Origin of the sequence: uncultured Sphaerotilus sp. (genome assembly GCF_963924895.1) — a bacterium.
Classification (GTDB): domain Bacteria; phylum Pseudomonadota; class Gammaproteobacteria; order Burkholderiales; family Burkholderiaceae_C; genus Sphaerotilus.
On the sequence record NZ_CAWURG010000040.1, the window covers coordinates 17,803 to 40,817 of the forward strand.

Below are 23,015 nucleotides of genomic sequence, written 5' to 3' on the forward strand. Positions count from 1 at the left end.
TACGATTTACTAGCGCATTTCGCCCCCATTGCGCCCCCAAGCAACAACCCTCCCCGGAGTGAGACGATGAAGTTCAGCCCCAAGCTTCTGGCCGTGGCCGCCCTGCTGGCCGCCTCGCAGGCCGCCCTGGCCGCCGACGTGCTGCGTGTCTGGCACCACGGCGGTCGTGCCGACAACGAGCGCGAGCGCATGGCGCAGCTCATCGAGAAGTGGAACAAGGCCAATCCGTCCACGCCGGCCAAGCTGGAGATCCAGCCGGAAGGCTCCTACAACGAGCAGGTGCAGGCCGCCGCGCTGTCGGGCAACCTGCCCGACCTGCTGGACCTGGACGGCCCGAACTACGCCAACTACGCCTGGTCGGGCTACATCGCGCCGCTGAACGGCCTGGTGTCGGCCAAGACGCTGAGCGACATGCTGCCCTCGCTGATCAACCAGGGCACCTACCCGCCGGACGGCAAGGTCTACTGCCTGGGCCAGGGCGACTCGGGTCTGTCGATCTGGGGCCGCAAGTCGCTGCTGGAGGCCGCCAAGGTCCGCATCCCGAAGGGCGTCGATGACGCCTGGACGGCCGCCGAGTTCGAGGACGCGCTGGCCAAGCTGTCCAAGCTGCCGGGCATGAAGTACGCGCTGGACGTCAAGCTGAACTACGGCCAGGGCGAGTGGTACACCTACGGCTTCAGCCCCTGGGTGCAGTCGATGGGCGGTGACCTGATCGACCGCAAGAGCTGGAAGGCCGACGGCACGATGAACGGCCCGGCCGCCGTCAAGGCGCTGACGCTGCTGCAAGGCTTCGTCAAGAAGGGTTACGTCGCCCCGGCCAGCGAAGGCGACGACAGCTTCTACGGCAAGAAGATCACCGCGCTGTCCTTCGTCGGTCACTGGATGTGGCCGGCGCACAGCAAGGCCTTCGGCAACGACCTCGTGCTGCTGCCGATGCCCAAGTTCGGCGCCAAGGCGGTCACCGGCAACGGCGGCTGGGCCTGGTCGATCAACAGCAAGAGCAAGCAGAAGGAAGCCACCGGCAAGCTGCTGGAGTTCATGCTGAGCACGGACAACGTGGCCGAGCTGTCGACCGCGATGGGCGGCGTCCCCGGCGTGAAGTCGGCGGCGCCGAAGGTCGAGCTGTACAAGGCCGGTGGCCCGCTGTCGCTCTATATCGACCAGCTCGCCAAGGTCAGCGTGGCCCGTCCGGCCCACCCGGCCTACCCGACGATCACGGCGGCCTTCGCCAAGGCCGTGGCTGACGCGGTCGATGGCGGTGACGTCAAGAAGGCACTCGACACCGCGGCCAAGAAGGTTGACCAGGACATCGAGGACAACAAGGGCTACAAGCCGTTCGGCAAGTAAATCCCCTGTCTGTACCGGGCCGGCAGTGGTGGCGCTGCCGGCCCGGTTTTTTTGAAGGATTCCCCATGCTTGCCGTGCGACAGCAGACCACGCTGCGCCCGTGGCTGTTTCTCAGCCCGGCGCTGGCGCTGATCCTGCTTTTCATCGTGCTGCCGTTCGTGCTGACGGTGGCCTTTTCCTTCACCGACCAGCGTCTGGTCCCCAATCCGAACATGCCGACCGAGTGGATCGGCTGGCGCAACTACGCGCGCGTCTTCGAGAACGAGGACTTCGTGCGCACGCTGCTCAACACGGCGTATTTCACCGTGCTGGTGGTGCCGCTGCAGTGTGGCCTGGGCCTCGCGGTGGCGATGCTGATCAACACCAAGCTGCCGATGCGGCAACTGTTCCGCGGCATCTACTTCCTGCCGACCGTGATCTCGATGGTCGTGGTCTCGGTGATCTGGTTCTCGCTGTTCCAGATGAGCGGTTTCTTCAACACGCTGCTGAACGCGCTCACCTTCGGTCTGGTCGATCCGGTGGACTGGCTCGGCAACCCGGCGACCGCCATGCCCGCGCTGGTGCTGATGTCGGCGTGGCAGGGCTTTCCGTTCCAGATGGTGGTCTATCTGGCGGGGCTGCAGAGCATCAACACCGACCTCTATGAAGCCGCGCGGCTCGACGGCGCCAACCGCTGGAACGAGTTCTGGCACATCACCATCCCGGGTCTGCTCAACACGCACATCCTGGTGGTGATGACGACGACCATCCTCGCCTTCAAGCTGTTCACCCAGGTCGAGCTGCTGACCAAGGGCGGCCCGTCCGGCGTCACCGACACGCTGGTGCGCTTCATCTACCTCACCGGCTTCCGCCAGGGCAAGGTCGGCATCGCGGCCGCGGCGGCAGTGGTCTTTTTCCTGATCGTGCTGGCGATCAGCATGGTCCAGCGCCGCCTCGTCAAGGAAGAGAGGGCCATCGAATGAGCACCCGCGTCGAACGACTGTTCCTGATGATCATTGCGCTTGCGCTGCTGGCCTTCGTGCTGGCGCCGCTGATGCTGATGGTCGCCACCTCGCTCAAGGCCGACGAGCAGCAGATCCTGCTCGACTTCGGCAACTGGCGCGCCTTCTGGGTCGACCCGTCGCAGATCTCGCTGGAGAACTTCCGACAGGTGCTGAACGACTCCACCTCGCCGGTGCCGCGCTACCTGATGAACTCGGCGCTGATCGTCGTGTGCATCGTCGTCTTCGGCGTGTTCGTGAACTCGCTGGCGGCGTATGCGCTGGCGCGGATCAGCTTTCCGGGGCGCAACTGGATCGTGATGGCGGTGATCTCGCTGATCATCATCCCGATGGAGGCGCTGGCGGTGCCGATGCTCTTGATGATGAACCAGGTCGGCTGGGTCGATACCTACCAGGCGCAGATCGTGCCCTTCATCGCCCACCCGTTCTCGATCTTCCTGTTCTACCAGTTCTTCGCCAAGATCCCGAAGGACTACGACGAGGCGGCCTTCCTCGATGGTGCGTCCCATCTGAAGATCTACTGGCAGATCATCATGCCGCTGTCGCTGCCAGCGATTGCCACGGTGGCGATCCTGCAGAGCCTGGAGTACTGGAACGCCTTCCTGTGGCCGCTGATGGTCACGCGCGGGGCCGAGGTACGGCCGGTGGCGCTGGCACTCGCGCAGTTCTTCGGCACACCGCCCCCGATCTGGGGCGACGTGATGGCCTTCTCGGTGCTGATGTCGGCGCCGGTGCTGGGTGTGTATCTGCTGTTCCAGCGCTGGTTCATCCAGTCGGCCATGGGCAGCGGGGTCAAGGGCTGAGGCCGGGGGACGTCGACAATGCTTGCACTGCAAGACCAATGGATCTGGGACTTCTGGACGCACCGCGTCGGCGAGGCCGGCGACAGCGGGGAGACCTGCTGGCACATCTGGTTCCTGAAGGCGGACAAGGCGCTCGGTGACGAGTCCTTGCGCCACTGGAATGTGACGCAGGGCCACGCCGTCAGCACCGACCTGGTGAACTGGACCCACCTGGGCACCAGCTTCGCCCCGGCCGCCTCGCCGGCCTGGGACGACAAGACGGTCTGGACCGGCTCGGTCGTGCGCGACGACGCGGGCGGCTGGCACCAGTTCTACACCGGCACCTGCGCCGCCGAAAACGGCCGCCGCCAGCGCATCGGCCACGCCACCAGCGTGGACGGCCACCACTGGCAGCGGGTCGGCGACGGACTCGTGCTCGACCTCGTGGCCGGCGATCCGGTCAGCGCGCTGTACGAGGAATACGTGCTGCCGGACGGCGGCCCGTGGGACGGCCGGGCGATGCGCGACCCGTGGGTGATGCGCGACCCGGACGGCGAGGGCTGGCTGATGGTTTTCACCGCCCGCGTGCCGGACGGTGAGGAGCTGAACACCCGCGGCGCCATCGGTCTGGCGCGCTCGCCGGACCTGCAGACCTGGACGCTGTGTCCGCCGGTGTTCACGGGCGACTTCGGCCAGCTCGAAGTGCCGCAGGTGCTGCAGATCGGCGGGCGCTGGTACTGCTTCTTCTGCAATGCGGGCGAGCACTGGTCGCAGGATTACGCCGCGCGCCACCTCGTCGCCAGCGGCCAGTCGCCGGTCTGGGGTACGCACTACCTGATGGCCGAGCACCCGCTCGGGCCGTGGCGGGTCGGGCCGGCGCCGTTCCTGGACGGGGATCTGCCGTGCCGCCGCTACGCGGGGCGTCTGGTCGAGACCGATCACGGTCCCGCGCTGATGGCCTTCAACTACTGGCAGACCGACGGCACCTTCGCCGGCACGGTCTGCGACCCGATGCCGCTGGGCGTCGACCCGGACACGGGTGCGCTCTCGCTGCGCCCGTCCCCCTGAGCAAATTCGACATTCGACATTCGAGGAGGCCGACATGGCCAGCGTCACACTGCGGGGCATCCGCAAGTCCTACGACCACAGCGTCGAGGTCATCAAGGGCGTGGACCTGGAGGTCCGCGACGGCGAGTTCATGGTGTTCGTCGGCCCGTCGGGCTGCGGCAAGAGCACCATGATGCGCATGATCGCCGGGCTGGAAAGCATCACGGCCGGCGAGCTGAAGATCGGCGACCAGGTGGCCAACGACCTGCCCGCACCCCAGCGCGGCGTGGCCATGGTGTTCCAGAGCTACGCGCTCTACCCGCACATGACCGTCGCCGAGAACATGGGCTTCAGCCTGAAGATGGCGAAAGTCCCGAAGGCGCAAGCGCGCGAGCAGGTCGAGCAGGCCGCCAAGGTATTGCAGATCACCCACCTGCTGGACCGCACGCCCAAGGCCCTGTCCGGCGGCCAGCGGCAGCGCGTGGCGATCGGCCGCGCGATCGTGCGCAAGCCGGCGGTCTTCCTGTTCGACGAGCCGCTGTCCAACCTGGACGCCGGCCTGCGCGTGCAGATGCGCGTCGAGCTGACCAAGCTGCACCGCGAACTCGGCTCGACGATGGTCTACGTGACCCACGACCAGGTCGAGGCGATGACCATGGGCGACCGCATCGCCGTGTTCAACGGCGGCATCATCGAGCAGGTCGGCACGCCGCTGGAGCTGTACCAGCGGCCAGCCAACGTCTTCGTCGCGCAGTTCATGGGCAGCCCGAAGATGAACGTGCTGCCGGCGTCGACCGCTGCGTGGCATCCGGCCGCAGCCGGTGCGTCGCAGGTCGGCATCCGGCCGGAGTCGCTGCTGCCGACCGATCCGGCGTCGGGTCAGCGCGGCTGGTCGGCGCGCATCGACCTGACCGAGCACCTCGGCGACACGGTGCTGGTCTACGCGCGGGTGGACGGTGTCGAGCAGCCGGTCAGCCTGAAGCTGTCCGCGGAAGAGGCGGGCCCCTGGCAGGCCGGCATGGCGGTGACGCTGAGCCCGAAGCCGGGCGCGCTGCACCTGTTCGACGCGCAAGGCCGCCGCACCGGCTCGGTCTGAGTCCCGCTCAAGGCGCCGCGCAGCGACCCACCGAGGCCCGCGCGACCAGCGGGCAGTGCAGCAGCGTGCGTCCGCGCGGCAGCGGCTCCACGCCGAGCAGCGCGAGCATCCCGCGCCGGCCCATCTCGTGGTGCGGCAACTGCATGGTGGTGAGTGTCGGGCGCAGGTGGGCGGCGATGACCTCCTGGTTGTCGAAGCCGACGATCGACACGTCCTCGGGGATGCGCAGGCCGAGTGCGCGTGCCGCTTCGAAGGCGCCCATCGCGGCGCGGTCGTTCAGGCAGAACAGGGCGGTCGGCCGGTCCGGGCGCTGCAGCAGGTCCATCGCGCCCTCGAAGCCCGCCTCCTGCCAGCCATGGATCTTCACCAGCAGCGCAGGGTCCGCGGCCAGCCCGGCTTGCACGTGTGCGTCGCGCCAGCCCTGGATGCGCAGCGTCGCCGCCACCGAGTCGTCGAGGTTGTCGATCACGCCGATGCGGCGGTGGCCGTGGGCGAGCAGGTGCGCGGTGGCCTCGAAGCCGCCACGGCGCTCGTCGGGCACGACGGCGGGCACGTCGTCCAGCGCGCTGTAGGCATTCACCAGCACGACGGGGAAACCGTCCAGCAGCGCTGGCACCGCGATTTCCTTGTGCGCCATCGTCGCCAGGATGATCGCGTCCACCTGGTGCTGGAGCAGCGCGCCGAGGGCTTCCTGCTCCAGGTCGCTCTGGTGGTCGGTGTTGATCATCATCAGGATGCGCCGGTGCTGCCAGGCCACGTCCTGCGCGCCGCGCACGATCTGGCCGGCGAAGGGCGTGGTGGCGATCTCGTCGGTGACGAAGCCGATCAGACTTGACGTGCCCTGCCGCAGGGCGCGGGCCATCGCGTTGGGGCGGTAGCCGAGCGTGGTGACGGCCTGCCAGATGCGGTCGCGGGTCTCCTGCGGAATGCTGGCTTCGGCACGGTCGTTCAGCACGAAGGACACCGTGGTCTGCGAGACCTGCGCCGCGCGGGCGACGTCCTGCATGGTGACGCGGGTGGGGCGCATGCGCCGTGGTGCGACAGCAGGCGCCGCGGGCGGGGAAGGTGGGGAAGCCGGCATGCCGCACAGCTTAGCGGCTGTGCGAGCTGAGGGCGTCGAAGCGCTGGTCGTCCTGGTGCGCCAGCGCGCGGTGGATCAGCGGGCGCCGCTGCAGCGCCAGGTCGCTGACCAGCGCGTCGATCATCACCGTCTGCATCAGCCGCGACACCATCGGCACCAGCGCCTGCACATCGTCCGGGTGGTCGACCGGCAGCACGATGTCCGCCAGCCGCGCCAGCTCGCTGCGCTGCGGGCACATGGCGATCACCGTGGTGCCAGCATGGCGGGCACGGGCCACGGCCTCGTTGATCGAGTCCAGCTCCCCCGAATTCGACAGCACCAGCAGCACGTCCTCGGCGCCGAGGTAGATCGAGGTCAGGTTCTGCTGCTGCGCATCGGTGCGGGCCAGCGCGGCCAGGCCGAGCCGGCCGAGCTTGTGCTGGGCATCCTCGGCGGTGAGCGCGGCGCTGCCGGTGCCGTAGACCTCGATGCGGCGCGCGCCCGCGAGTGCGGCCACGGCGCGCTCGAACACGTCCGGGTGCAGCCGGTCGCGCAGGCCGATCAGCGCCGAGATCGAGTTGTCGAAGACCTTGCCGATGCGCTCGGCGGTCGGGTCCTCGGCGCTGACCTCGCGGTGGGCGACCTTGGTGGTGCCCGACAGGCCCGAGCCGAGCCGCAGCTTGAAGTCCACCAGCCCCTTGAAGCCCAGCGAGCGGCAGAAGCGCATCACGGTGGGCGTGCTCACGCCGCAGCGCTCGGCGATGCGGGCGATCGAGTCGCTCATCCAGGCGCGTGGCGCCGACAGCAGGTCCTGCGCGACGATGCGCTCGGATGCCGAGAGCTTGTCCATCGAGGCCCGGATGTCCACCAGCAGCGGGCCGGCGCCGTGGTCGGCGGTGAGGTGGTCGTCCAGCATGGCGGACGCGCCGCGCAGGCCCGCCCGCGGCGCCGTGACGATCCAGGTCGGCACGCGGGCGAGCCAGGGCTGGAAGCGTCCCTTGGCCTCGAAGCGGGTGCGGAAGGCCGATTGCGCAAAGAAGCGGGCGATCTGCGGCACGATGCCGCCGCCGATGTAGACGCCACCCAGCGCGCCCAGCGTCAGCGCGAGGTTGCCGGCCGCGGTGCCCAGCATGGCGCAGAACATCGACAGCGCCTGGCGGGCGATCAGGTCCGGCTCGGCGGCCAGCGCGGCGGCCGAGATGTCGGGCGCGCTGCGGGTGGCGGGCTGGTGACCGCTGCGCAGGGCGAGTGCTTCGTAGGTCAGCTCCAGCCCGGAGGCCGAGATCAGCCGCTCGCCCGAGACATGGCCATAGCGCTGGCGGGCGTGGGCGACGACCAGCGCCTCGTCGTCGTCCTGTGCCGCGTAGCTGGCGTGGCCGCCCTCGGTGGTGAGGCTGACATTGCGGTCCTGGAAGGGCACCAGCGCCGACACGCCCAGGCCGGTGCCGGGGCCGATCACGCCGATGACCCCGCCCGGCAGCGGATCACCGCCGCCCACCTGGATGCGCTCCTGCGGTGCCAGCCGGGTCAGCCCCATGGCGAGCGCCGTGTAGTCATTGATCGCCAGCAGGGTCTGCAGGCCGAAGGTGCGCCGCATGGCCTCGACCGAGAACTCCCACGGGTGGTTGGTCAGCTTGATCCGGTCACCGGAGATCGGGTTGGGCAGCGACAGCGCCGCGTGCCGCACGCCGGCGAGCTGCTGGCTCTGAAGGAATGTGCGGATCGCCGACTCCAGGCTGTCATGCGCCGCACAGGGCAGCACGGCCGCAGTGCCGAAACAGCCCGGCGCCGTTTCCAGCGCGAAGCGGATGTTGCTGGCGCCGACGTCGGCCAGCAGGCGGGGGCCATCGGGGTAGGGCAAAGCGACTGGATTGGGATTCATGGTGTTGAATGGTAATGAAATTACACTGGAACTCAAGGGTGAGGCTTTTCCGGAGTGCATGGCGAAACGATGCAAATTGCCGAACGCAACGAAACGCAAACGTTATCGACGGCAACGAAAACGATTGAGATGCACCATTTTGGGGTCATGAATTTCAGGGTTTCTACTAGTTTTAGGATGACTGTAAGGAAATTACATTGTGGCCTGTGGCGTGAATTGCCACGTAAAACAGGAGACAGGCCATCATGTCCATCACATACAAGCAAGTTGCCGCGGGCGTCGCCCTGGCGTTCGGCGGGCTGGTCAGCGCACACGCTGCCACCATCACCATCTCGTGTGGCAACAACGCCGCCGACGTCGAGTTCTGCGGCAAGTTTGCCGAGGACTGGGGCAAGAAGAACGGCCACACGGTCAAGATGTACACCCCGCCGGCGAGCACGACCGACAACCTGGCCCTGCTGCGCCAGCAGTTCGCCGCCAAGTCGTCCGACCTCGACGTCATCATGATCGACGTGGTGTGGCCTGGTGTGATCAAGGACCACCTGGTCGACCTGAAGAAGTATTCGAAGGGCGTCGAGAAGGACCACTTCCCGGCCATCGTCGCCAACAACACCGTGGACGGCAAGCTGCTGGGCATGCCCTTCTTCACCGACGCCGGCCTGCTGTTCTACCGCAAGGACCTGCTGTCCAAGCACGGCGTGAAGGTGCCGCAGACCTGGGAAGAGCTGGCCGCTGGCGCCAAGAAGATCCAGGACGGCGAGCGCGCCACCGACAAGGACTTCCAGGGTTTCGTGTTCCAGGCCAAGGCGTATGAAGGCCTGACCTGCGACGCGCTGGAATGGGTCTACAGCTACGGCGGCGGCACCATCATCGACAGCAAGGGTGCCATCACCATCAACAACCCGCAGGCCGCCAAGGCGCTGGACCAGGCGGCGTCGTGGATCGGCACCATCGCCCCGCAAGGCGTGATGAACTACGGCGAAGAAGACGCCCGTGGCGTGTGGCAGAACGGCAAGGCCGCATTCATGCGCAACTGGCCGTACGCCTGGTCGCTGGGTCAGGCCGCGGACAGCCCGATCAAGGACAAGATCGGCGTCGCCGCACTGCCGGCCGGCACCGGTCCGGGCGCCAAGAAGGCCGCCACCCTGGGTGGCTGGCAGCTGGCGGTCAACAAGTACTCCAAGAACGTGGACGCTGCCGCGTCGCTGGCGATGTACATGACCAGCGCCGAGATCCAGAAGAAGCGCGCCGTGGGTGGTTCGTACAACCCGACGATCCCGGCCCTGTACAAGGACGGCGACATCGCCAAGGCCAACCCGTTCATGGTCGAGCTGCTGGACGTGTTCACCAACGCCGCCGCCCGTCCGGCCACCGCCACCGGCCTGAAGTACCCGGAAGTCTCCAACGCCTTCTGGGACGCGACCCACGACGTGCTGGAAAAGAAGTCCACCGGTGCCGAGGCTGTCAAGAAGCTGGAAGCCAAGCTCAAGCAGATCAAGAAGGCCAAGTGGTGATCTGCTGATCGGCTGATCGGCTGAACCGGTCAGCCTGACCGGTTCAGCCCGCCCCGCCAGGGGCACAGCTCCCGACGGGGCGTCTGCCATGGTTGCCGGCGCCCCGTTCCTGTTTATCCGGTCTGGAATCTCCTGGACACCCCCATGAAAAACCGCACCCGCATTGCCTGGACCTTCCTGGCGCCGATGCTGATCCTGATGGTGCTGGTGGCCGGCTGGCCGCTGGCGCGGTCGATCTGGTTCAGTTTCACGGACACGAACATCAACAACATCGCCGAGTACAGCTACGTCGGCTTTGACAACTACTTCTCCGAGTACGGCCTGTTCGGCAACTCCATCTTCTCGGCGGAGTTCTGGGAAACCGACTGGGGCGTGGCGATCCGGAACACCTTCCAGTTCTCCTTCTTCTCGGTGATCCTGGAAACGCTGGCCGGCCTGGGTGTGGCCATGCTGCTGAACCAGGAGTTCAAGGGCCGCACGCTGGTGCGCACCGCCGTGCTGGTGCCCTGGGCCATCCCGACCATCGTGTCGGCCAAGATGTGGGGCTGGATCCTGCATGACCAGTTCGGGCTGATCAACCAGCTGCTGGTCGACTGGGGTCTCATCAGCCACAAGATTGCCTTCACCGCCGACCCGGCCTACGCGCTGTGGACGGTGGTGGCCGTGGATGTGTGGAAGACCACGCCCTTCATGGCCCTGCTGATCCTGGCCGCGCTGCAGACGCTGCCGAAGGACTGCTACGAAGCCGCCCGCGTCGATGGCGTGCATCCGCTGCGCCTGTTCTGGAAGGTGACGCTGCCGCTGATCAAGCACCCGCTGATGGTGGCCGTGATCTTCCGCCTGCTGGACGCACTGCGCGTGTTCGACCTGATCTACGTGCTGACCTCCAACAGTGGCTCCACCATCAGCATGTCGGGCTATGTGCGCCGCGACATGGTGGACAACGGCAACCTGGGCTCCGGCTCGGCGGCGTCCACCTCGCTGACGATCATCATCTTCCTGACCGCGCTGCTCTTCATGCGCGCCGCCCGCGTCAAGCTCAACGAGGAGTCCAACTGATGAACCAGCGTCCACTCTGGGGCACGGTCCTCCTGTACCTGTTCGCGGCGCTGGTCGTCGTGATCTCGGTCTACCCCTTCCTCTACACCGTCACCACCTCGCTGAAAACCGGCACCGCGCTGTTCAGCACCAGCCTGTTGCCGGATGCGCCGACGCTGAGCAACTACGTCGCGCTGTTCAACGGCAAGCAGCCCTTCGGCACCCAGCTGGGCAACTCGATCATGGTGGCCACCGTCACCGTGACGATCTCGATGCTGATGGCCATCACCGGCGCCTATGCCCTCGGCCGCATCAACTTCAAGGGCAAGAGCACGCTGCTGCTGGCGATCCTGGGCGTGTCGATGTTCCCGCAGGTCGCGGTGCTGTCGGGCATGTTCGAGCTGATGCAGGCGCTGGGTCTGTACAACCGCTCGATCGGGCTGGTGCTGCCCTACACGGTGTTCACGCTGCCGTTCACGGTGTGGATGCTGACGACCTTCATGCGCGGCCTGCCCAAGGAGCTGGAAGAGGCCGCGATCATGGACGGCTGCGGCCCGCTGCGCATCATCTTCGAGGTCTTCATGCCGCTGCTGGCGCCAGCGCTGGTCTCGACCGGGCTGCTGGCCTTCATCGGCGCGTGGAACGAGTTCCTCTTCGCGCTGACCTTCATGACCGACGATTTCCAGCGCACGGTGCCGGTCGGTATCTCGATGATCTCGGGCGCCACCGCCTACGAGATCCCCTGGGGCAGCATCATGGCCGCCTCGGTGATCGTGACCGTGCCGCTGGTGCTCCTCGTGCTCGTGTTCCAGAAGAAGATCGTCTCCGGCCTCACGGCAGGCGCAGTCAAGGGTTGACGTGATGGCAGTCTCCAACAACCAGTGGTGGCGCGGCGGCGTGATCTACCAGATCTACCCCCGCAGCTACCAGGACAGCAACGGCGACGGCGTGGGCGACCTGCCCGGCATCACGCGCCGGCTCGACCACATCGCCGCGCTCGGCGCGGACGGCATCTGGCTGTCGCCCTTCTTCAAGTCGCCGATGAAGGACTTCGGCTACGACATCAGCGACTACTGCGATGTCGACCCGCTGTTCGGCACGCTGGCGGACTTCCGCGCGCTGGTCGACCGGGCGCACGCGCTCGGCCTGAAGGTGATGATCGACCAGGTGTATTCGCACACGGCCGACCAGCACCCGTGGTTCCAGGAGAGCCGCCAGAGCCGCGACAACCCGAAAGCCGACTGGTACGTCTGGGCCGACGCCAAGGACGACGGCAACCCGCCCAACAACTGGCTGTCGATCTTCGGTGGCTCGGCCTGGCAGTGGGACACGCGGCGGCGCCAGTACTACCTGCACAACTTCCTGACCAGCCAGCCCGACCTGAACTTCCACTGCCCGGACGTCCAGGACGCGGTGCTCGGCTGCGTGAAGTTCTGGCTCGACTTCGGGGTCGATGGCTACCGGCTCGACGTGGTCAACTTCTACTTCCACGACCGCCAGCTGCGCGACAACCCCGGCCGCGGGATGCCCGATGGCAGCGATCCGGCGGTCAGCCCGGTCAATCCCTACGCCTGGCAGTGGCACCACTTCGACAAGAGCCAGCCGGAGAACCTCGTCTTCCTGCAGCGCCTGCGCGCGCTGGTGGACCAGTACCCCGACACGACCATGGTCGGCGAGATCGGCGACGACGACGGGCTGGCCCGTGTGGCCGAGTACACCTCGGGCGGCGACAAGCTGCACATGGCCTATTGCTTCGACCTGCTCGGCGAGCCGCATTCGGCACCGTATCTGCACGGCGTGTTCACCCGCTTCAACGCGGTGGTCGGCAGCGGCTGGCCGTGCTGGGCGATCACGAACCACGACATTCCCCGCGTGGCGACACGCTGGGGCGGCGCGAACCCGCCGATGGGCCTGCTGCGCGCGGCCGTGGCGCTGCAACTCAGCCTGCGCGGCACGGCCTGCCTCTACCAGGGCGATGAACTGGGCCTGTCCGAGGCGCAGGTCGCCTACGAGGACCTGCAGGACCCCTACGGCATCACGATGTGGCCCGAGTTCAAGGGCCGCGATGGCTGCCGCACGCCGATGGCGTGGGAAGGCGCCTTGGCGGACCTCGGGTTCGGCGCCGAGGGCAGCACGGTGAAGCCCTGGATGCCGGTGTCGGAGAGCCACCGCGCACTGGCCGTCGACCAGCAGACCGGCGATCCCGCGTCGCTGCTGAACCACTATCGGGAGCTGCTGCGCTGGCGCCGTGGCGTGCCCGCACTGCTGCACGGCGAGATGGCGCTGCTGCCGGTCGATGCGCAGGTGCTGGCCTATGTGCGCACGCACGGCGACGAGCGCGTGCTCTGCGCCTTCAACTTCAGCGACCAGCCCGCCGTGCTGCACCTGTCCGCCGCGGAGACCGTGGCCGAGGTGCTCGCCGACAGTGGCGTGCAGGGTGCCGTGGTGACGGGTGCGCAGGTGCATTTCGAACCCTATGGCGTGCTGTTTGCGCGTCTGACCCGAGCCTGAATCCCCACGACGCTCTTCCTTCGCAAGGGACCCGCCATGTCACGCATCGACTTCAAGAACATCTGCAAGCGCTACGCCCCCGGCCTGCCGCTGACGATCAACAACGCCAACATCCGCATCGGCAAGGGCGAGTTCTGCGTCTTCGTCGGCCCGTCGGGCTGCGGCAAGTCCACGCTGCTGCGCATGGTCGCGGGGCTGGAGGACATCACCTCCGGCGACCTGTCGATCGGCGGCGTGCGCGTCAACGACCTGCCGCCGGCCAAGCGCGGTGTCGCGATGGTGTTCCAGAGCTACGCCCTCTACCCGCACATGACGGTGGCCGAGAACATGGCCTTCGGGCTGCGTGTGCTGGGCTCGGACAAGGCTGCGATCGAACAGAAGGTGAAGAAGGCTGCCGAGATCCTGCAGCTCACCCCGCTGCTGGACCGCCTGCCGAAAGCCCTGTCCGGCGGCCAGCGCCAGCGGGTCGCGATCGGCCGCGCCATCGTCAAGGAACCCGAGGTGTTCCTGTTCGACGAGCCGCTGTCCAACCTGGACGCCGCGCTGCGGGTGCAGACCCGGCTGGAGATCGCCAAGCTGCACCACGACATCGGCACCGCCAGCATGATCTACGTGACCCACGACCAGGTCGAGGCGATGACGCTGGCCGACAAGATCGTGTTGCTGCGCTCGGGGCAGGGCGTGCAGGACCACGGCAGCGTGGCCCAGTTCGGCTCGCCGATGGACCTCTACCACCGCCCGGAGAACCTCTTCGTCGCCGAGTTCATCGGCAGCCCGAAGATGAACATCCTGCCGGGCCGCCTCGTGCGCGCCGAGGCGGACCACGCGGTGGTCGAGGTGCATGGCGCGCAGATTACCGTCGCGGTGGATGCCCGCCGCGCCAAGGCGGGCGACCAGATTTCGATGGGCATCCGTCCGGAGCACCTGCTGGCCGGTGATGTCGGTGCGGGTTCGCCGCTGCACGCCAAGGTGCGCCAGATGGAGCGGCTGGGCGATTCGTCGATGCTCTACCTCGACATCGCGCCGGACGCGCCGATGGTGACACTGCGTCTCGAAGGCTACGCCGGTCACTCGGCGGGCGAGCGCATCACGCTGCGGGTCCGCCCGGAACACGGCTACCTCTTCGATGCGGCGGGTCTCGCGTTCGAGCGCACCGTGCCACTGCCCGCCTGAGTGCGGCTGTCGATGATTGCCCCGGCACTGTTTTCAGATCCGTACGACCACTGACAAGGAGGCCGCCGTGGCCACCGACACGATTTCCGGCCCGCGGGTGACCGGACGCCCCGTTCCCGCCTGGGCCACGCCCGATGCCCAGCTCGGCCGCGTCTGGCAGACCTTGCACCAGGCCCTGGGCCGCGAGCCCCACTGGCCCGCCTTCGACGAACGCGTGCGCGCCCATCTGGCCACGCTGCGCAGCGAGCTGCAGCCGCTCTACGGCGCGCGCGCCGACTTCGAGGCCTTCCTCGCGCGCCTGCTGCAGACCGCGTTCGGCGCCTGGCGCGACCGTGCCCCCGACCTGAAGGCGCTCGACGCCCAGCGCGAGCACGACCCGGACTGGTTCCAGTCGCAGCGCATGCTGGGTGGCGTCTGCTATGTCGACCTGTTCGCGGGCAACTTCCGCGGCATCGAGGCGCAGATCCCGTATTTCCAGGAACTCGGCCTGACCTACCTGCACCTGATGCCGCCCTTCCTGTGCCCCGAGCCGCACAGCGACGGCGGCTACGCGGTCAGCAGCTACCGGGCGACCAAGCCCTCGCTGGGCAGCATCGACGAGCTGCGGCACCTGTCGGAGAAGCTGCGCGAGGTTGGCATCTCGCTGGTGCTGGACTTCGTGTTCAACCACACCTCGGACGAGCACGACTGGGCCGTGGGCGCACGCGCGAATGACCCGGCGTACCAGGATTACTTCTACCTCTTCCCCGACCGCACCCAGCCCGACGCCTACGAGCGCACGGTGCGCGAGATCTTCCCCGACGAGCACCCGGGCGCCTTCTCGCAGCTCGACGACGGCCGCTGGGTCTGGACCACCTTCCACTCCTACCAGTGGGACCTGAACTACAGCAACCCCGAGGTCTTCCGCGCGATGGCCGGCGAGATGCTGTTCATCGCCAACCTGGGCGTCGAGTTCCTGCGCATGGACGCGGTGGCCTTCATCTGGAAGCGCCTGGGCACCTCCTGCGAGAACCTGCCCGAGGCGCACCACCTGCTGCGCGCCTACAACGCGCTGGCCCGCATCGCCGCGCCCGCGCTGCTGTTCAAGAGCGAGGCCATCGTCCACCCGGACGATGTCGTGGCCTACATCTCGCCCGCCGAGTGCCAGATCTCGTACAACCCGCTGCAGATGGCGCTGCTGTGGAACACGCTGGCCACGCGCCAGGTGGACATGCTGCAGAAGGCGCTGGCCGAGCGCCACCACATCGCCCCCGGCACCGCCTGGGTCAACTATGTGCGCAGCCACGACGACATCGGCTGGACCTTCGCCGACGAGGACGCGCTGCAGCTCGGCATCAACGGCTTCGACCACCGCCAGTTCCTCAACCGCTTCTACGTCAACCGTTTCCCCGGCAGCTTCGCGCGCGGCGTGCCCTTCCAGGACAACCCGGCCACCGGCGACTGCCGCATCTCGGGCACCGCGGCCTCGCTGTGCGGGCTGGAGCAGGGCGACGCGCACGCGGTGGCGCGCATGCTGCTGCTGTACGGCGTGGCGCTGTCCTCGGGCGGCATTCCGCTGATCTACCTTGGCGACGAGGTCGGCACGCTCGACGACCACGGCTACGTCGACGATCCCGGGAAAGCCGGGGACAGCCGCTGGGTGCACCGCCCGGCGCGCGACGAGCGCCGCTATGCCGACCGCCGCGACCCGAGCACCGATGCCGGGCGCCTCCACGCCGGTCTGCGCCATCTGATCGCCCTGCGCAGGCACCTGCCGGCGCTGGCCGGTGGGCACCTCGTCCCGTTCTATACCAAGATCCCGTCCGTGCTCGGCTACCTGCGTGATGGCGCGCAGGGCGGCGCCGGCCACGTGCTGGTGCTGGGCAACTTCAGCGAATACCCGCAGACCATCGCCGCCGAGGTGTTCTCGGCCATGCCGGCGCGCATGGTGGACCTGATCGGCCAGTCGGCGTTCGAGGCCCGTTCGTCCGTCACGCTGGCGCCGTACCAGATGGTGTGGCTGGTGCCTCGCGGCATGTGACTTGCTAAAGTGAACTGACCGTCCGGGTGGATCCCCGCCTGCGCGGGGATGACGGACAACATGACCAGACACGCAGACTCCACGACGGCCCCGCGCCTCGACGCCCTGCGCGCGCTCACGCAGCAGGCGCGCACCATCATCCTGTCGCGGCAGGATCCGACCACCGGCCTGCTGCCCGCCAGCACCGCCATCACGGTCCACGGCGACTACACCCACGCCTGGGTGCGCGACAACGTCTACAGCATCCTGGCCGTCTGGGCGCTCGGCCGGGCCTGGCGTGCGGACGATCCGGTCCAGGCCGACGCGCTGGACGCGGCGACCACCCGGCTGATGCGCGGCCTGCTGGCGGCGATGATGCGGCAGTCGCACAAGGTCGAGCGCTTCAAGCAGACCCAGCACCCGCACGACGCGCTGCACGCCAAGTATTCGACCCAGTCCGGCGAGCCGGTGGTCGGCGACACCGAGTGGGGCCACTTGCAGCTCGACGCCACCGCGATCTTCCTGCTGATGCTCGCGCAGATGAGCGCCGGCGGCCTCTCGATCGTGCGCGACCGCGATGAGTTGAACTTCGTGCAGAACCTGGTCTGGTACCTGGCCCACGCCTGGCGCACGCCCGACTACGGCATCTGGGAGCGCGGCCACAAGCGCAACGACGGCCAGGCGGAGGTCAACGCCAGCTCGGTCGGCATGGCCAAGGCGGCGCTGGAGGTGGTCAATGGCGCGCAGCTCCTGCCCGGCGCCGACAGCCCGCGCATCCACGTGCCCGCCGACGCCATCGCGCAGGCCCGCCACACGCTGGAGAGTCTGCTGCCGCGCGAGTCCGAGTCCAAGGAAACCGACGCGGCGCTGCTGTCGATCATCGGTTTTCCGGCCTTTGCGGTGGGGGACGCCACGCTGGTCGAGCGCACCCGGGCCGAGATCGTCGGCAAGCTGCAGGGCCGCTACGGCTGCAAGCGCTTCCTGCGCGACGGCCACCAGACCGTCACCGAAGACCACAGCCGCCTGCATTACGAGCCGGGCGAGCTGGAGCAGTTCGCGCACATCGAGTCCGAGTGGCCGCTGTTCTTCTGCTACCTGCTGCTGGACGCGGCGCTGCGGGGTGACCAGAGCGCCGCCCGCGACTACCGCACCCGGCTGGAGGCGCTGATGGTCGAGCAGGACGGTGTGCGGCTGCTACCCGAGCTGTACTTCGTGCCGGCCGAGCTGGTCGAGGCCGAGCGGCGGGAACCCCGCAGCCAGCGCCGCGAGCCCAACGACAACGTGCCGCTGGTGTGGGCGCAGAGCCTCTACCTCGTCGGGGTGCTGGTGCACGACCGCTACGTGACCGCGCGCGAACTGTTGCCGCGCGGGCGGGGGCCGAGCGACGCGGCGTCCAAGGCCATGATCGAGGCAGCGCGCGAACAGGTGCGGGTGCAGGTGGCTGTGCTGGGCGCAGACCGGCTGGTGCAGGCCCGGCTCGCTTCCCACGGCATCGCCTGCGAGACCCCTGAGCAGGTGCAGCCGCTGCAGGTGCGCTACGCCGACGATCTGGCGCTGGCGCTGGCCGAGCTGGGGCGGGTGGACCGGCTCGGGCTGAGCGGGCGGCCGATCGAGCACCTCGACAGCCTCGTCACCAGCCAGGTCTTCACGCTGGCGGCGGCCGACGGGGGCGAAACGCAGACCATCGTCTTCCTGCCGGCCTTCTACAGCCGCCAGGGCTTTTACCTGACGCTGGACAACCGGCTGCTGGTGGACGAGATCCGCGCCGAGATCGCCGCGCTGCGCCGCCACTGGCAGGTGCGCGACCAGCAGGGCCAGCCGCTGCTGCTGCTGCTGGTCGGCGAGGCCATGCTCGGGGCCAACAGCGCCGAGGTGCTGCTGAATTTCCTGAAGGCGCTGGGGCGCGACGACACCGCCGGCGTCGAGGTCGGTCCGCTGGCCTCGCTGCTGCCGCGGGTGCGCACCACGCGCATGGACTGGCTCGACGCCGCGCCCTGGGCGGCCACGGCCGAGCAGCCGGCCACTGTGGACACCCGCCTGCCGCCGGATCTCGGCTGGGAAGAGGGCTCGACCCGGCCGCTGACCCCCGCGCGGGCCGCGGCGCTGGAACACGAGGCCGATCCCCAGGTGCTGCTCCACCGGCTGGACCGCAGCCGCAATCCGTACGAGCAGATCGAGATCCTCGGTCTGCTGGTGCGGCGCGGCGGTGCGCAGTGGGGCACCGACCGGGGGCGCTCGGTCGGGCAGATGGTGCTGGACTTCCATGCCCGCGCCTGCCATGGCCGCAAATGGAGCCTGATCCGCCGCTCGGCCGGCGTGCTGGAGCTGCACGACGACGCGCTCGAAGAGGCGGTGGCCCAGATTGTCGTGCGCCAGAAGCGGGTGGCGGTCGGTCGGGCCTATGGGGAAGGGGCTGTGATCGGCCGGCCGATGGGCAGCGCCGAGATCCACGAGCGCATCTGCCGCTACGGCGGCGACGATCCGCGGGCGCGGGTGCTGCTGCAGGAGATCGTGCTGCTGCTGGGCGTGCTGATCAAGGCGGACGCGGCGCTGTTCAAGGGCACGCTGACGCTGCGCGCCTGGTACCTGATCCTGCTGATCACCGGCTGGCTGGCCCGCGAGCACGAACTGACGCAGGCCGAGGCCTTCGACTTCCTGCTCAGCCTGAGTCCGCACGCGATCCTGACCCGCCTGCGCGAGGTCATCGCCCACGAGCAGGACATGAACCGCAACCTGCTGCGCCTGCAGTCGCTGCACGGCCGCATCAGCCGCGACGGCACGGGCCGCGCGGCGGGGCTGGCGACGGTGCATTTCCCGGCGTCGGCTGATCCGGTGCTCGACCAGAGTGTCGGCGGCTGGCTGGCGTGGCGCGAAGTGCAGGGCGTCATCACCCGGCTGCCGGAGGACTTCTACACCCGCGTCTGGCAGGTGCTGCGGCATTTCCCGGGCCTCGTCATCGGCGACCAGCTCGACGGCCGCAACCGTGTCGACAGCCGCGTGGCGCGGGCCGACATGACGGCGTCCGAGCGTGGCTTCGCGCTGCAGGTGGAGGATCTGCTGAACAAGATCCATGCGCCCGAGTACCGCCAGCTCACGATCGAGGCGCTGGTGGCGGTGTCCGACATCTGCCGCGCCAACCCGCAGTTGCAGGGGGAGGGGCTGTTGGTGATGGACGTGCTGGTGGGCGTGGCCGTGCGGCAGGGCTGGGAGCAGTCGCGGCCACCGCGCGCGGCGGACGAGCCCGCGCCGGACTACAACGAGCACCGCAGTGCCGCCTGGTCCGCGTTCTACGCCAGCCCGCCCCACGCGGTGGCCCAGTGGGTGATGGCGGCGCTGGCGGTCCTGATGACGCCGGAGCCGGTGGAGGCGGAGGGGTGAGCGGGCCGGCTCAGGCCGGCGCGAAGCGCAGCGTGCGGCCCTCGGCGGCGCTGCGCATCGCGCAGTCCATCACCGCCATGACCTGCAGCGCCTCGGTGGCCGGCACCGGATTCGGGCCGGCGCCGCGCAGCGCGTCGCGGATGCCGAGGTAGTACTGGCGGTAGTCGCCCCGCGGACGCGGCACGTCGACGGCGGCAGTGGTGCCCAGCACCTGCAGCGCGGGTCGCGGATCACTGCCCCAGTCTGGAGCACCTGGCGCCATGCCCGCCTTCAGCTGGTCTTCCTGCCTGTCCAGTCCGGTCGAACACCAGCTGCCGGCGGTGCCATGCAGTTCGAAGCGCGGCGAGGCCCAGGCGGCCAGCCGTGTCACATGCAGCGTCACCCGACGTTGCACGCCACCCGTGTCGTAGCCGAGCACGACCTGCGCCCAGTCCACCACGCCCGCAGCACCATCGCGCAGACCGGTCATGTCGGCCATCACCGTCTGCGGCAGGCCGAACAGGCACAGCGCCTGGTCGACCACATGCGGCCCCAGATCGAACCACAGGCCCGCGCCCGGTCCGGGCCGCTCGCGCCAGCGGTCGCGCGGCACGGGGGCAAAGCGGTCGAAGCGGGAGATGCATTCGCGCACATCGCCCAGCGCGCCACTGCGCAGTGCCGCCTGCGCGCCGAGGAAGTCGCCGTCCCAGCGCCGGTTATGGAACACGGAGAGCAGGCGCCCGCGGGTCTCGGCGAGTTCCACCAGATCACGTGCCTCGTCCATCGAGACGGTGAAGGGTTTGTCGATCACCACATGCTTGCCGGCCAGCAGCGCGGCGCAGGCCAGCGGGTAGTGGCTGTCGTTGGGGCTGGCGATGACGACGAGGTCGATCGCCGGGTCGGTGGCCGCGGCCAGGTAGTCGGCGGTGACGCGCACCTGTGGCCAGCGGGCGTGGACCTTGCCGGCATCGCTGGAGGCGACCAGCGCGAGCGCGAGGCCGTCGACGCTGTCGATCAGCGGCGCGTGGAAGGTCTGGCCGACATAGCCGAACCCGATCAGTGCGACGTTCAGCATGGACTGGATGGTTCGTACAGACATAAAAAAAGGTGAGCACCTTGCGGGCGCTCACCAAGAAAGGGTGGCAGCACTCTATGCCACCCCCTCAGGACCACTAGAACCGTGGACCCCGAAAACGTTGATTCCGCTGCCGAAGGGGCAGCCGGGATCAGAAAGCGTAGTTGATGCGGGCGCGCAGGCCGATGCGCTTGGTGTCGCCATCCGCCTTGCTGTAGGAAGCAGCCGGGGTGATGGTGGCGCCCGTGTCGAACAGCGGCAGGCTGTAGGCGGCGTAGAAGGTGTTTTCCTTCTTCGTGCCGGTCGTGAAGTTGGTCTTGTCCATGATGTAGCCGACGCCAGCCGGGCCGAAGGTGCCGTTCAGGCCGAAGCTCGAACCCTTGACGCCGTCAACCTTGCCCGAGCCGAAGCTGGCGTTCAGGCCGGCACCGGCCATCGTCGTGCCGACCGTCAGGCCAGCGCCGCTGACCTTCTTGCCCGCTGCGTTCTTGCCGTTTTCCAGGCCGACCTTGGCCGAGAAGCCGTTCATGCCGAAGCTGACGACCGGGCGGATGCCGGTGTTCTTGGCTGCAGCCATGACGCCCAGCTCGAAGCCGATGCCGCTGCCTGCGTTCAGAGTCAGCGCAGCGTGTGCGTCGCTGGTGCGGCCGCGGAAGGTGTTGGTGCGGTAGCCGGTCGGTGCGCCGCCGTCTTCAACGATGACGTCCTTGCCGACGGGGAACACGTCTGCTGCTTCGAAACGACCCAGCTTGACATCGCCAGCGGCGTTGCCGATCTGGACCCACATGTCGTCCACCCCGGTGGAGCCGCCCTTGCCGGCGAGCAGGCTGGCGCGGCCAGCAACGAAACCACCGCCCTTGTCGGTCTTCGAGAAGGCGTTGATTTCAACGCGGCCGGTTTGGCTGGCACCACGGGGGCCAGCAACACCGGTCGCGACGTTGAGGGCCGAGTTCTGGTACGTGGTATCCAGTTCGATGTTGGCATCCCAGCCGACAGCGGCGAAAGCCGGAGCGGAGATCAGGGCGGCAATGGCCACGGCGAATTGGGTTTTGCGGATCATGGTCAGACTCCTCTTTCGTTGCGGGAAGATGGTCGAATACTCGACCTTTGGGATAACGAACATTAGCAACTAATCAAATTTGATTTACCTAAGGTTGACCCTTGGTTCGTCAGATTTGTCGTTTCAGTGCAACATCCGATCGGTGTCTGAATTGTGTGCTGTCAGGTGGAGACCCGGAAGCGACGCACGTTCAAGCAACAAACGGGTTACGTTGAGTTTCGCGCTTGTGAAGTTGTGCCAAGACAGGGGCAGGACTGGCTTTCACAGGTGCGATGTAAACGTTTGCGTTTTTACATCAAGGTGATTTAGCGGAAAACCTAGGGAACATCCTTGTCGCGATTACGCGACGTTACAGCGCCACCATCCATGCATGGGCCGGGTCGTTCTTGAAATGCCAGAGGCGTCCGGGGCCGGCCATGACATTCAGGTAGTACAGGTCGTACCCATGTGGCGCAACACAGGGGTGATACCCGCGAGGAACCATCACGACGTCGTGGTTTTCCACGGCGCAGGCCGCGTCGATACTCCGGTCGTCGGTATGGACACGCTGAAATGCAAAACCCTGGGGCGGGTTCAGGCGGTGGTAATAAGTTTCCTCCAGCAGGGTTTCCTCGGGGGCAGGTCGCGGTCGTGCTTGTGCGGCGGGTAACTGCTCGAATGTCCCGCTGGCGTAATGACTTCGACCACCAGCAGGTGGTCGGTGGTCGGGTCGTCCTGGGCAGGATGTCGCAGACGTAGCGCGTGTTCGAGCCCTTGCCGCGCACGCTGCGGCGCATGGTGCTGCCGTCGATCCGGCGCACCGCCTTGCCGCCCTTGGACGGGGCCGTGCACAGCGCGACCTCGCTGTCCCGCACGGCGGTGACGGTCAGCGTCTGGCCGCCGGGCACGTACAGCGCGTCCGGTGACTGCTCGGCGAACACGCTGTCGCGCGAGTACGTATTCACCCCCCCGGTATCGGCCATAGCCAAGACCGCACCGGCGTCGAGTTCGACGGGCGCGAAAATTCTTAGATTGAGGGGTTGCCGAGCCGGTGAAGCACAAGCCCGGCTGGCGCAGCCTTCTCAGCCCGAGGG

General features: G+C 67.9%; 16 protein-coding genes and 1 pseudogene. 12 read left to right on the plus strand and 5 right to left on the minus strand.

Annotated features, from left to right (window positions below; translation table 11 throughout):
- Positions 1 to 66: 66 nt before the first annotated feature.
- The 5 genes from AABN02_RS14970 (at position 67) to ugpC (AABN02_RS14990) (ending at position 5,273) form a co-directional block, all read left to right on the plus strand.
- Positions 67 to 1,347, plus strand: a complete 1,281-nt coding sequence (locus AABN02_RS14970; RefSeq protein ID WP_338415727.1) for a sugar ABC transporter substrate-binding protein — start codon at positions 67 to 69, stop codon at positions 1,345 to 1,347.
- 65 nt (positions 1,348 to 1,412) lie between these two features.
- Positions 1,413 to 2,309 carry a sugar ABC transporter permease gene (locus tag AABN02_RS14975; RefSeq protein ID WP_338415728.1) on the plus strand — a complete coding sequence of 299 codons (897 nt, stop codon included), beginning with the start codon at positions 1,413 to 1,415 and terminating at the stop codon, positions 2,307 to 2,309.
- A complete protein-coding gene (locus AABN02_RS14980) occupies positions 2,306 to 3,151 on the plus strand; it encodes a carbohydrate ABC transporter permease (RefSeq protein WP_338415729.1) in 846 nt (281 codons plus the stop codon). Before AABN02_RS14975 ends, AABN02_RS14980 begins: the two co-directional genes overlap by 4 nt.
- A gap of 18 nt (positions 3,152 to 3,169) precedes the next feature.
- Positions 3,170 to 4,198 (plus strand): hypothetical protein, encoded by a 1,029-nt coding sequence (locus tag AABN02_RS14985; RefSeq protein WP_338415730.1) that lies wholly within the window; start codon positions 3,170 to 3,172, stop codon positions 4,196 to 4,198.
- A gap of 34 nt (positions 4,199 to 4,232) precedes the next feature.
- Entirely contained in the window at positions 4,233 to 5,273 is a 1,041-nt protein-coding gene (gene ugpC, locus AABN02_RS14990; RefSeq protein ID WP_338415731.1) for a sn-glycerol-3-phosphate ABC transporter ATP-binding protein UgpC, read from the plus strand.
- A 7-nt stretch (positions 5,274 to 5,280) separates the two neighbouring features.
- Here the strand turns inward: ugpC (AABN02_RS14990) and AABN02_RS14995 are convergent, their stop codons facing one another.
- Together AABN02_RS14995 and glk are read right to left on the minus strand one after the other, a co-directional pair.
- Positions 5,281 to 6,300 (minus strand): LacI family DNA-binding transcriptional regulator, encoded by a 1,020-nt coding sequence (locus AABN02_RS14995; protein WP_338415732.1) that lies wholly within the window; start codon positions 6,298 to 6,300, stop codon positions 5,281 to 5,283.
- A 64-nt stretch (positions 6,301 to 6,364) separates the two neighbouring features.
- Positions 6,365 to 8,215, minus strand: a complete 1,851-nt coding sequence (glk, locus tag AABN02_RS15000) for a glucokinase (RefSeq protein ID WP_338415733.1) — start codon at positions 8,213 to 8,215, stop codon at positions 6,365 to 6,367.
- A gap of 245 nt (positions 8,216 to 8,460) precedes the next feature.
- Between glk and AABN02_RS15005 the strand changes: the two genes are divergently transcribed.
- The 7 genes from AABN02_RS15005 to AABN02_RS15035 all read left to right on the plus strand — a co-directional run bounded on the left by AABN02_RS15005 (position 8,461) and on the right by AABN02_RS15035 (position 19,828).
- On the plus strand, positions 8,461 to 9,729 hold the full coding sequence (locus tag AABN02_RS15005; RefSeq protein WP_338415734.1) for an ABC transporter substrate-binding protein: 1,269 nt from the start codon (positions 8,461 to 8,463) through the stop codon (positions 9,727 to 9,729).
- A gap of 144 nt (positions 9,730 to 9,873) precedes the next feature.
- On the plus strand, positions 9,874 to 10,788 hold the full coding sequence (locus tag AABN02_RS15010) for a sugar ABC transporter permease (protein WP_338415735.1): 915 nt from the start codon (positions 9,874 to 9,876) through the stop codon (positions 10,786 to 10,788).
- Positions 10,788 to 11,624 (plus strand): carbohydrate ABC transporter permease, encoded by an 837-nt coding sequence (locus AABN02_RS15015; RefSeq protein ID WP_338415736.1) that lies wholly within the window; start codon positions 10,788 to 10,790, stop codon positions 11,622 to 11,624. The genes AABN02_RS15010 and AABN02_RS15015 overlap by 1 nt, the downstream gene beginning before the upstream one ends.
- A gap of 4 nt (positions 11,625 to 11,628) precedes the next feature.
- The gene (locus tag AABN02_RS15020) at positions 11,629 to 13,278 is read left to right on the plus strand and encodes an alpha-glucosidase family protein (protein WP_338415737.1); all 1,650 of its coding nucleotides are present in this window, start codon (positions 11,629 to 11,631) and stop codon (positions 13,276 to 13,278) included.
- Between the two features lie 36 nt (positions 13,279 to 13,314).
- Entirely contained in the window at positions 13,315 to 14,451 is a 1,137-nt protein-coding gene (gene ugpC / locus AABN02_RS15025; protein ID WP_338415738.1) for a sn-glycerol-3-phosphate ABC transporter ATP-binding protein UgpC, read from the plus strand.
- A gap of 67 nt (positions 14,452 to 14,518) precedes the next feature.
- On the plus strand, positions 14,519 to 16,471 hold the full coding sequence (locus AABN02_RS15030; protein WP_338415739.1) for an amylosucrase: 1,953 nt from the start codon (positions 14,519 to 14,521) through the stop codon (positions 16,469 to 16,471).
- A 60-nt stretch (positions 16,472 to 16,531) separates the two neighbouring features.
- Positions 16,532 to 19,828, plus strand: a complete 3,297-nt coding sequence (locus tag AABN02_RS15035) for a glycoside hydrolase family 15 protein (RefSeq protein WP_338415740.1) — start codon at positions 16,532 to 16,534, stop codon at positions 19,826 to 19,828.
- A 10-nt stretch (positions 19,829 to 19,838) separates the two neighbouring features.
- On the opposite strand, the gene AABN02_RS15040 is transcribed toward AABN02_RS15035, so the two are convergent.
- From AABN02_RS15040 to iolB, 3 genes and pseudogenes are all read right to left on the minus strand, one after another.
- The gene (locus AABN02_RS15040; RefSeq protein WP_338415741.1) at positions 19,839 to 20,906 is read right to left on the minus strand and encodes an oxidoreductase; all 1,068 of its coding nucleotides are present in this window, start codon (positions 20,904 to 20,906) and stop codon (positions 19,839 to 19,841) included.
- A 127-nt stretch (positions 20,907 to 21,033) separates the two neighbouring features.
- The gene (locus tag AABN02_RS15045) at positions 21,034 to 21,942 is read right to left on the minus strand and encodes a carbohydrate porin (protein WP_338415742.1); all 909 of its coding nucleotides are present in this window, start codon (positions 21,940 to 21,942) and stop codon (positions 21,034 to 21,036) included.
- A gap of 349 nt (positions 21,943 to 22,291) precedes the next feature.
- Positions 22,292 to 22,871 (minus strand): annotated as a pseudogene (iolB, locus tag AABN02_RS15050) (5-deoxy-glucuronate isomerase); the annotation flags it as partial.
- Positions 22,872 to 23,015: the final 144 nt, after the last annotated feature.

What these genes read in the sequence shown, in the direction of transcription:
- AABN02_RS15040 (WP_338415741.1), bottom strand. Translation starts at nt 20,906, where the DNA reads ATGTCTGTACGAACCATCCAGTCCATGCTGAACGTCGCACTGATCGGG.
- AABN02_RS14985 (WP_338415730.1), top strand. Translation starts at nt 3,170, where the DNA reads ATGCTTGCACTGCAAGACCAATGGATCTGGGACTTCTGGACGCACCGC.
- AABN02_RS15005 (WP_338415734.1), top strand. Translation starts at nt 8,461, where the DNA reads ATGTCCATCACATACAAGCAAGTTGCCGCGGGCGTCGCCCTGGCGTTC.
- AABN02_RS15015 (WP_338415736.1), top strand. Translation starts at nt 10,788, where the DNA reads ATGAACCAGCGTCCACTCTGGGGCACGGTCCTCCTGTACCTGTTCGCG.
- AABN02_RS15010 (WP_338415735.1), top strand. Translation starts at nt 9,874, where the DNA reads ATGAAAAACCGCACCCGCATTGCCTGGACCTTCCTGGCGCCGATGCTG.
- AABN02_RS14980 (WP_338415729.1), top strand. Translation starts at nt 2,306, where the DNA reads ATGAGCACCCGCGTCGAACGACTGTTCCTGATGATCATTGCGCTTGCG.
- AABN02_RS15020 (WP_338415737.1), top strand. Translation starts at nt 11,629, where the DNA reads ATGGCAGTCTCCAACAACCAGTGGTGGCGCGGCGGCGTGATCTACCAG.
- ugpC (WP_338415738.1), top strand. Translation starts at nt 13,315, where the DNA reads ATGTCACGCATCGACTTCAAGAACATCTGCAAGCGCTACGCCCCCGGC.
- glk (WP_338415733.1), bottom strand. Translation starts at nt 8,215, where the DNA reads ATGAATCCCAATCCAGTCGCTTTGCCCTACCCCGATGGCCCCCGCCTG.
- AABN02_RS15045 (WP_338415742.1), bottom strand. Translation starts at nt 21,942, where the DNA reads ATGATCCGCAAAACCCAATTCGCCGTGGCCATTGCCGCCCTGATCTCC.
- AABN02_RS14995 (WP_338415732.1), bottom strand. Translation starts at nt 6,300, where the DNA reads ATGCGCCCCACCCGCGTCACCATGCAGGACGTCGCCCGCGCGGCGCAG.
- AABN02_RS14970 (WP_338415727.1), top strand. Translation starts at nt 67, where the DNA reads ATGAAGTTCAGCCCCAAGCTTCTGGCCGTGGCCGCCCTGCTGGCCGCC.
- AABN02_RS14975 (WP_338415728.1), top strand. Translation starts at nt 1,413, where the DNA reads ATGCTTGCCGTGCGACAGCAGACCACGCTGCGCCCGTGGCTGTTTCTC.
- ugpC (WP_338415731.1), top strand. Translation starts at nt 4,233, where the DNA reads ATGGCCAGCGTCACACTGCGGGGCATCCGCAAGTCCTACGACCACAGC.
- AABN02_RS15035 (WP_338415740.1), top strand. Translation starts at nt 16,532, where the DNA reads ATGACCAGACACGCAGACTCCACGACGGCCCCGCGCCTCGACGCCCTG.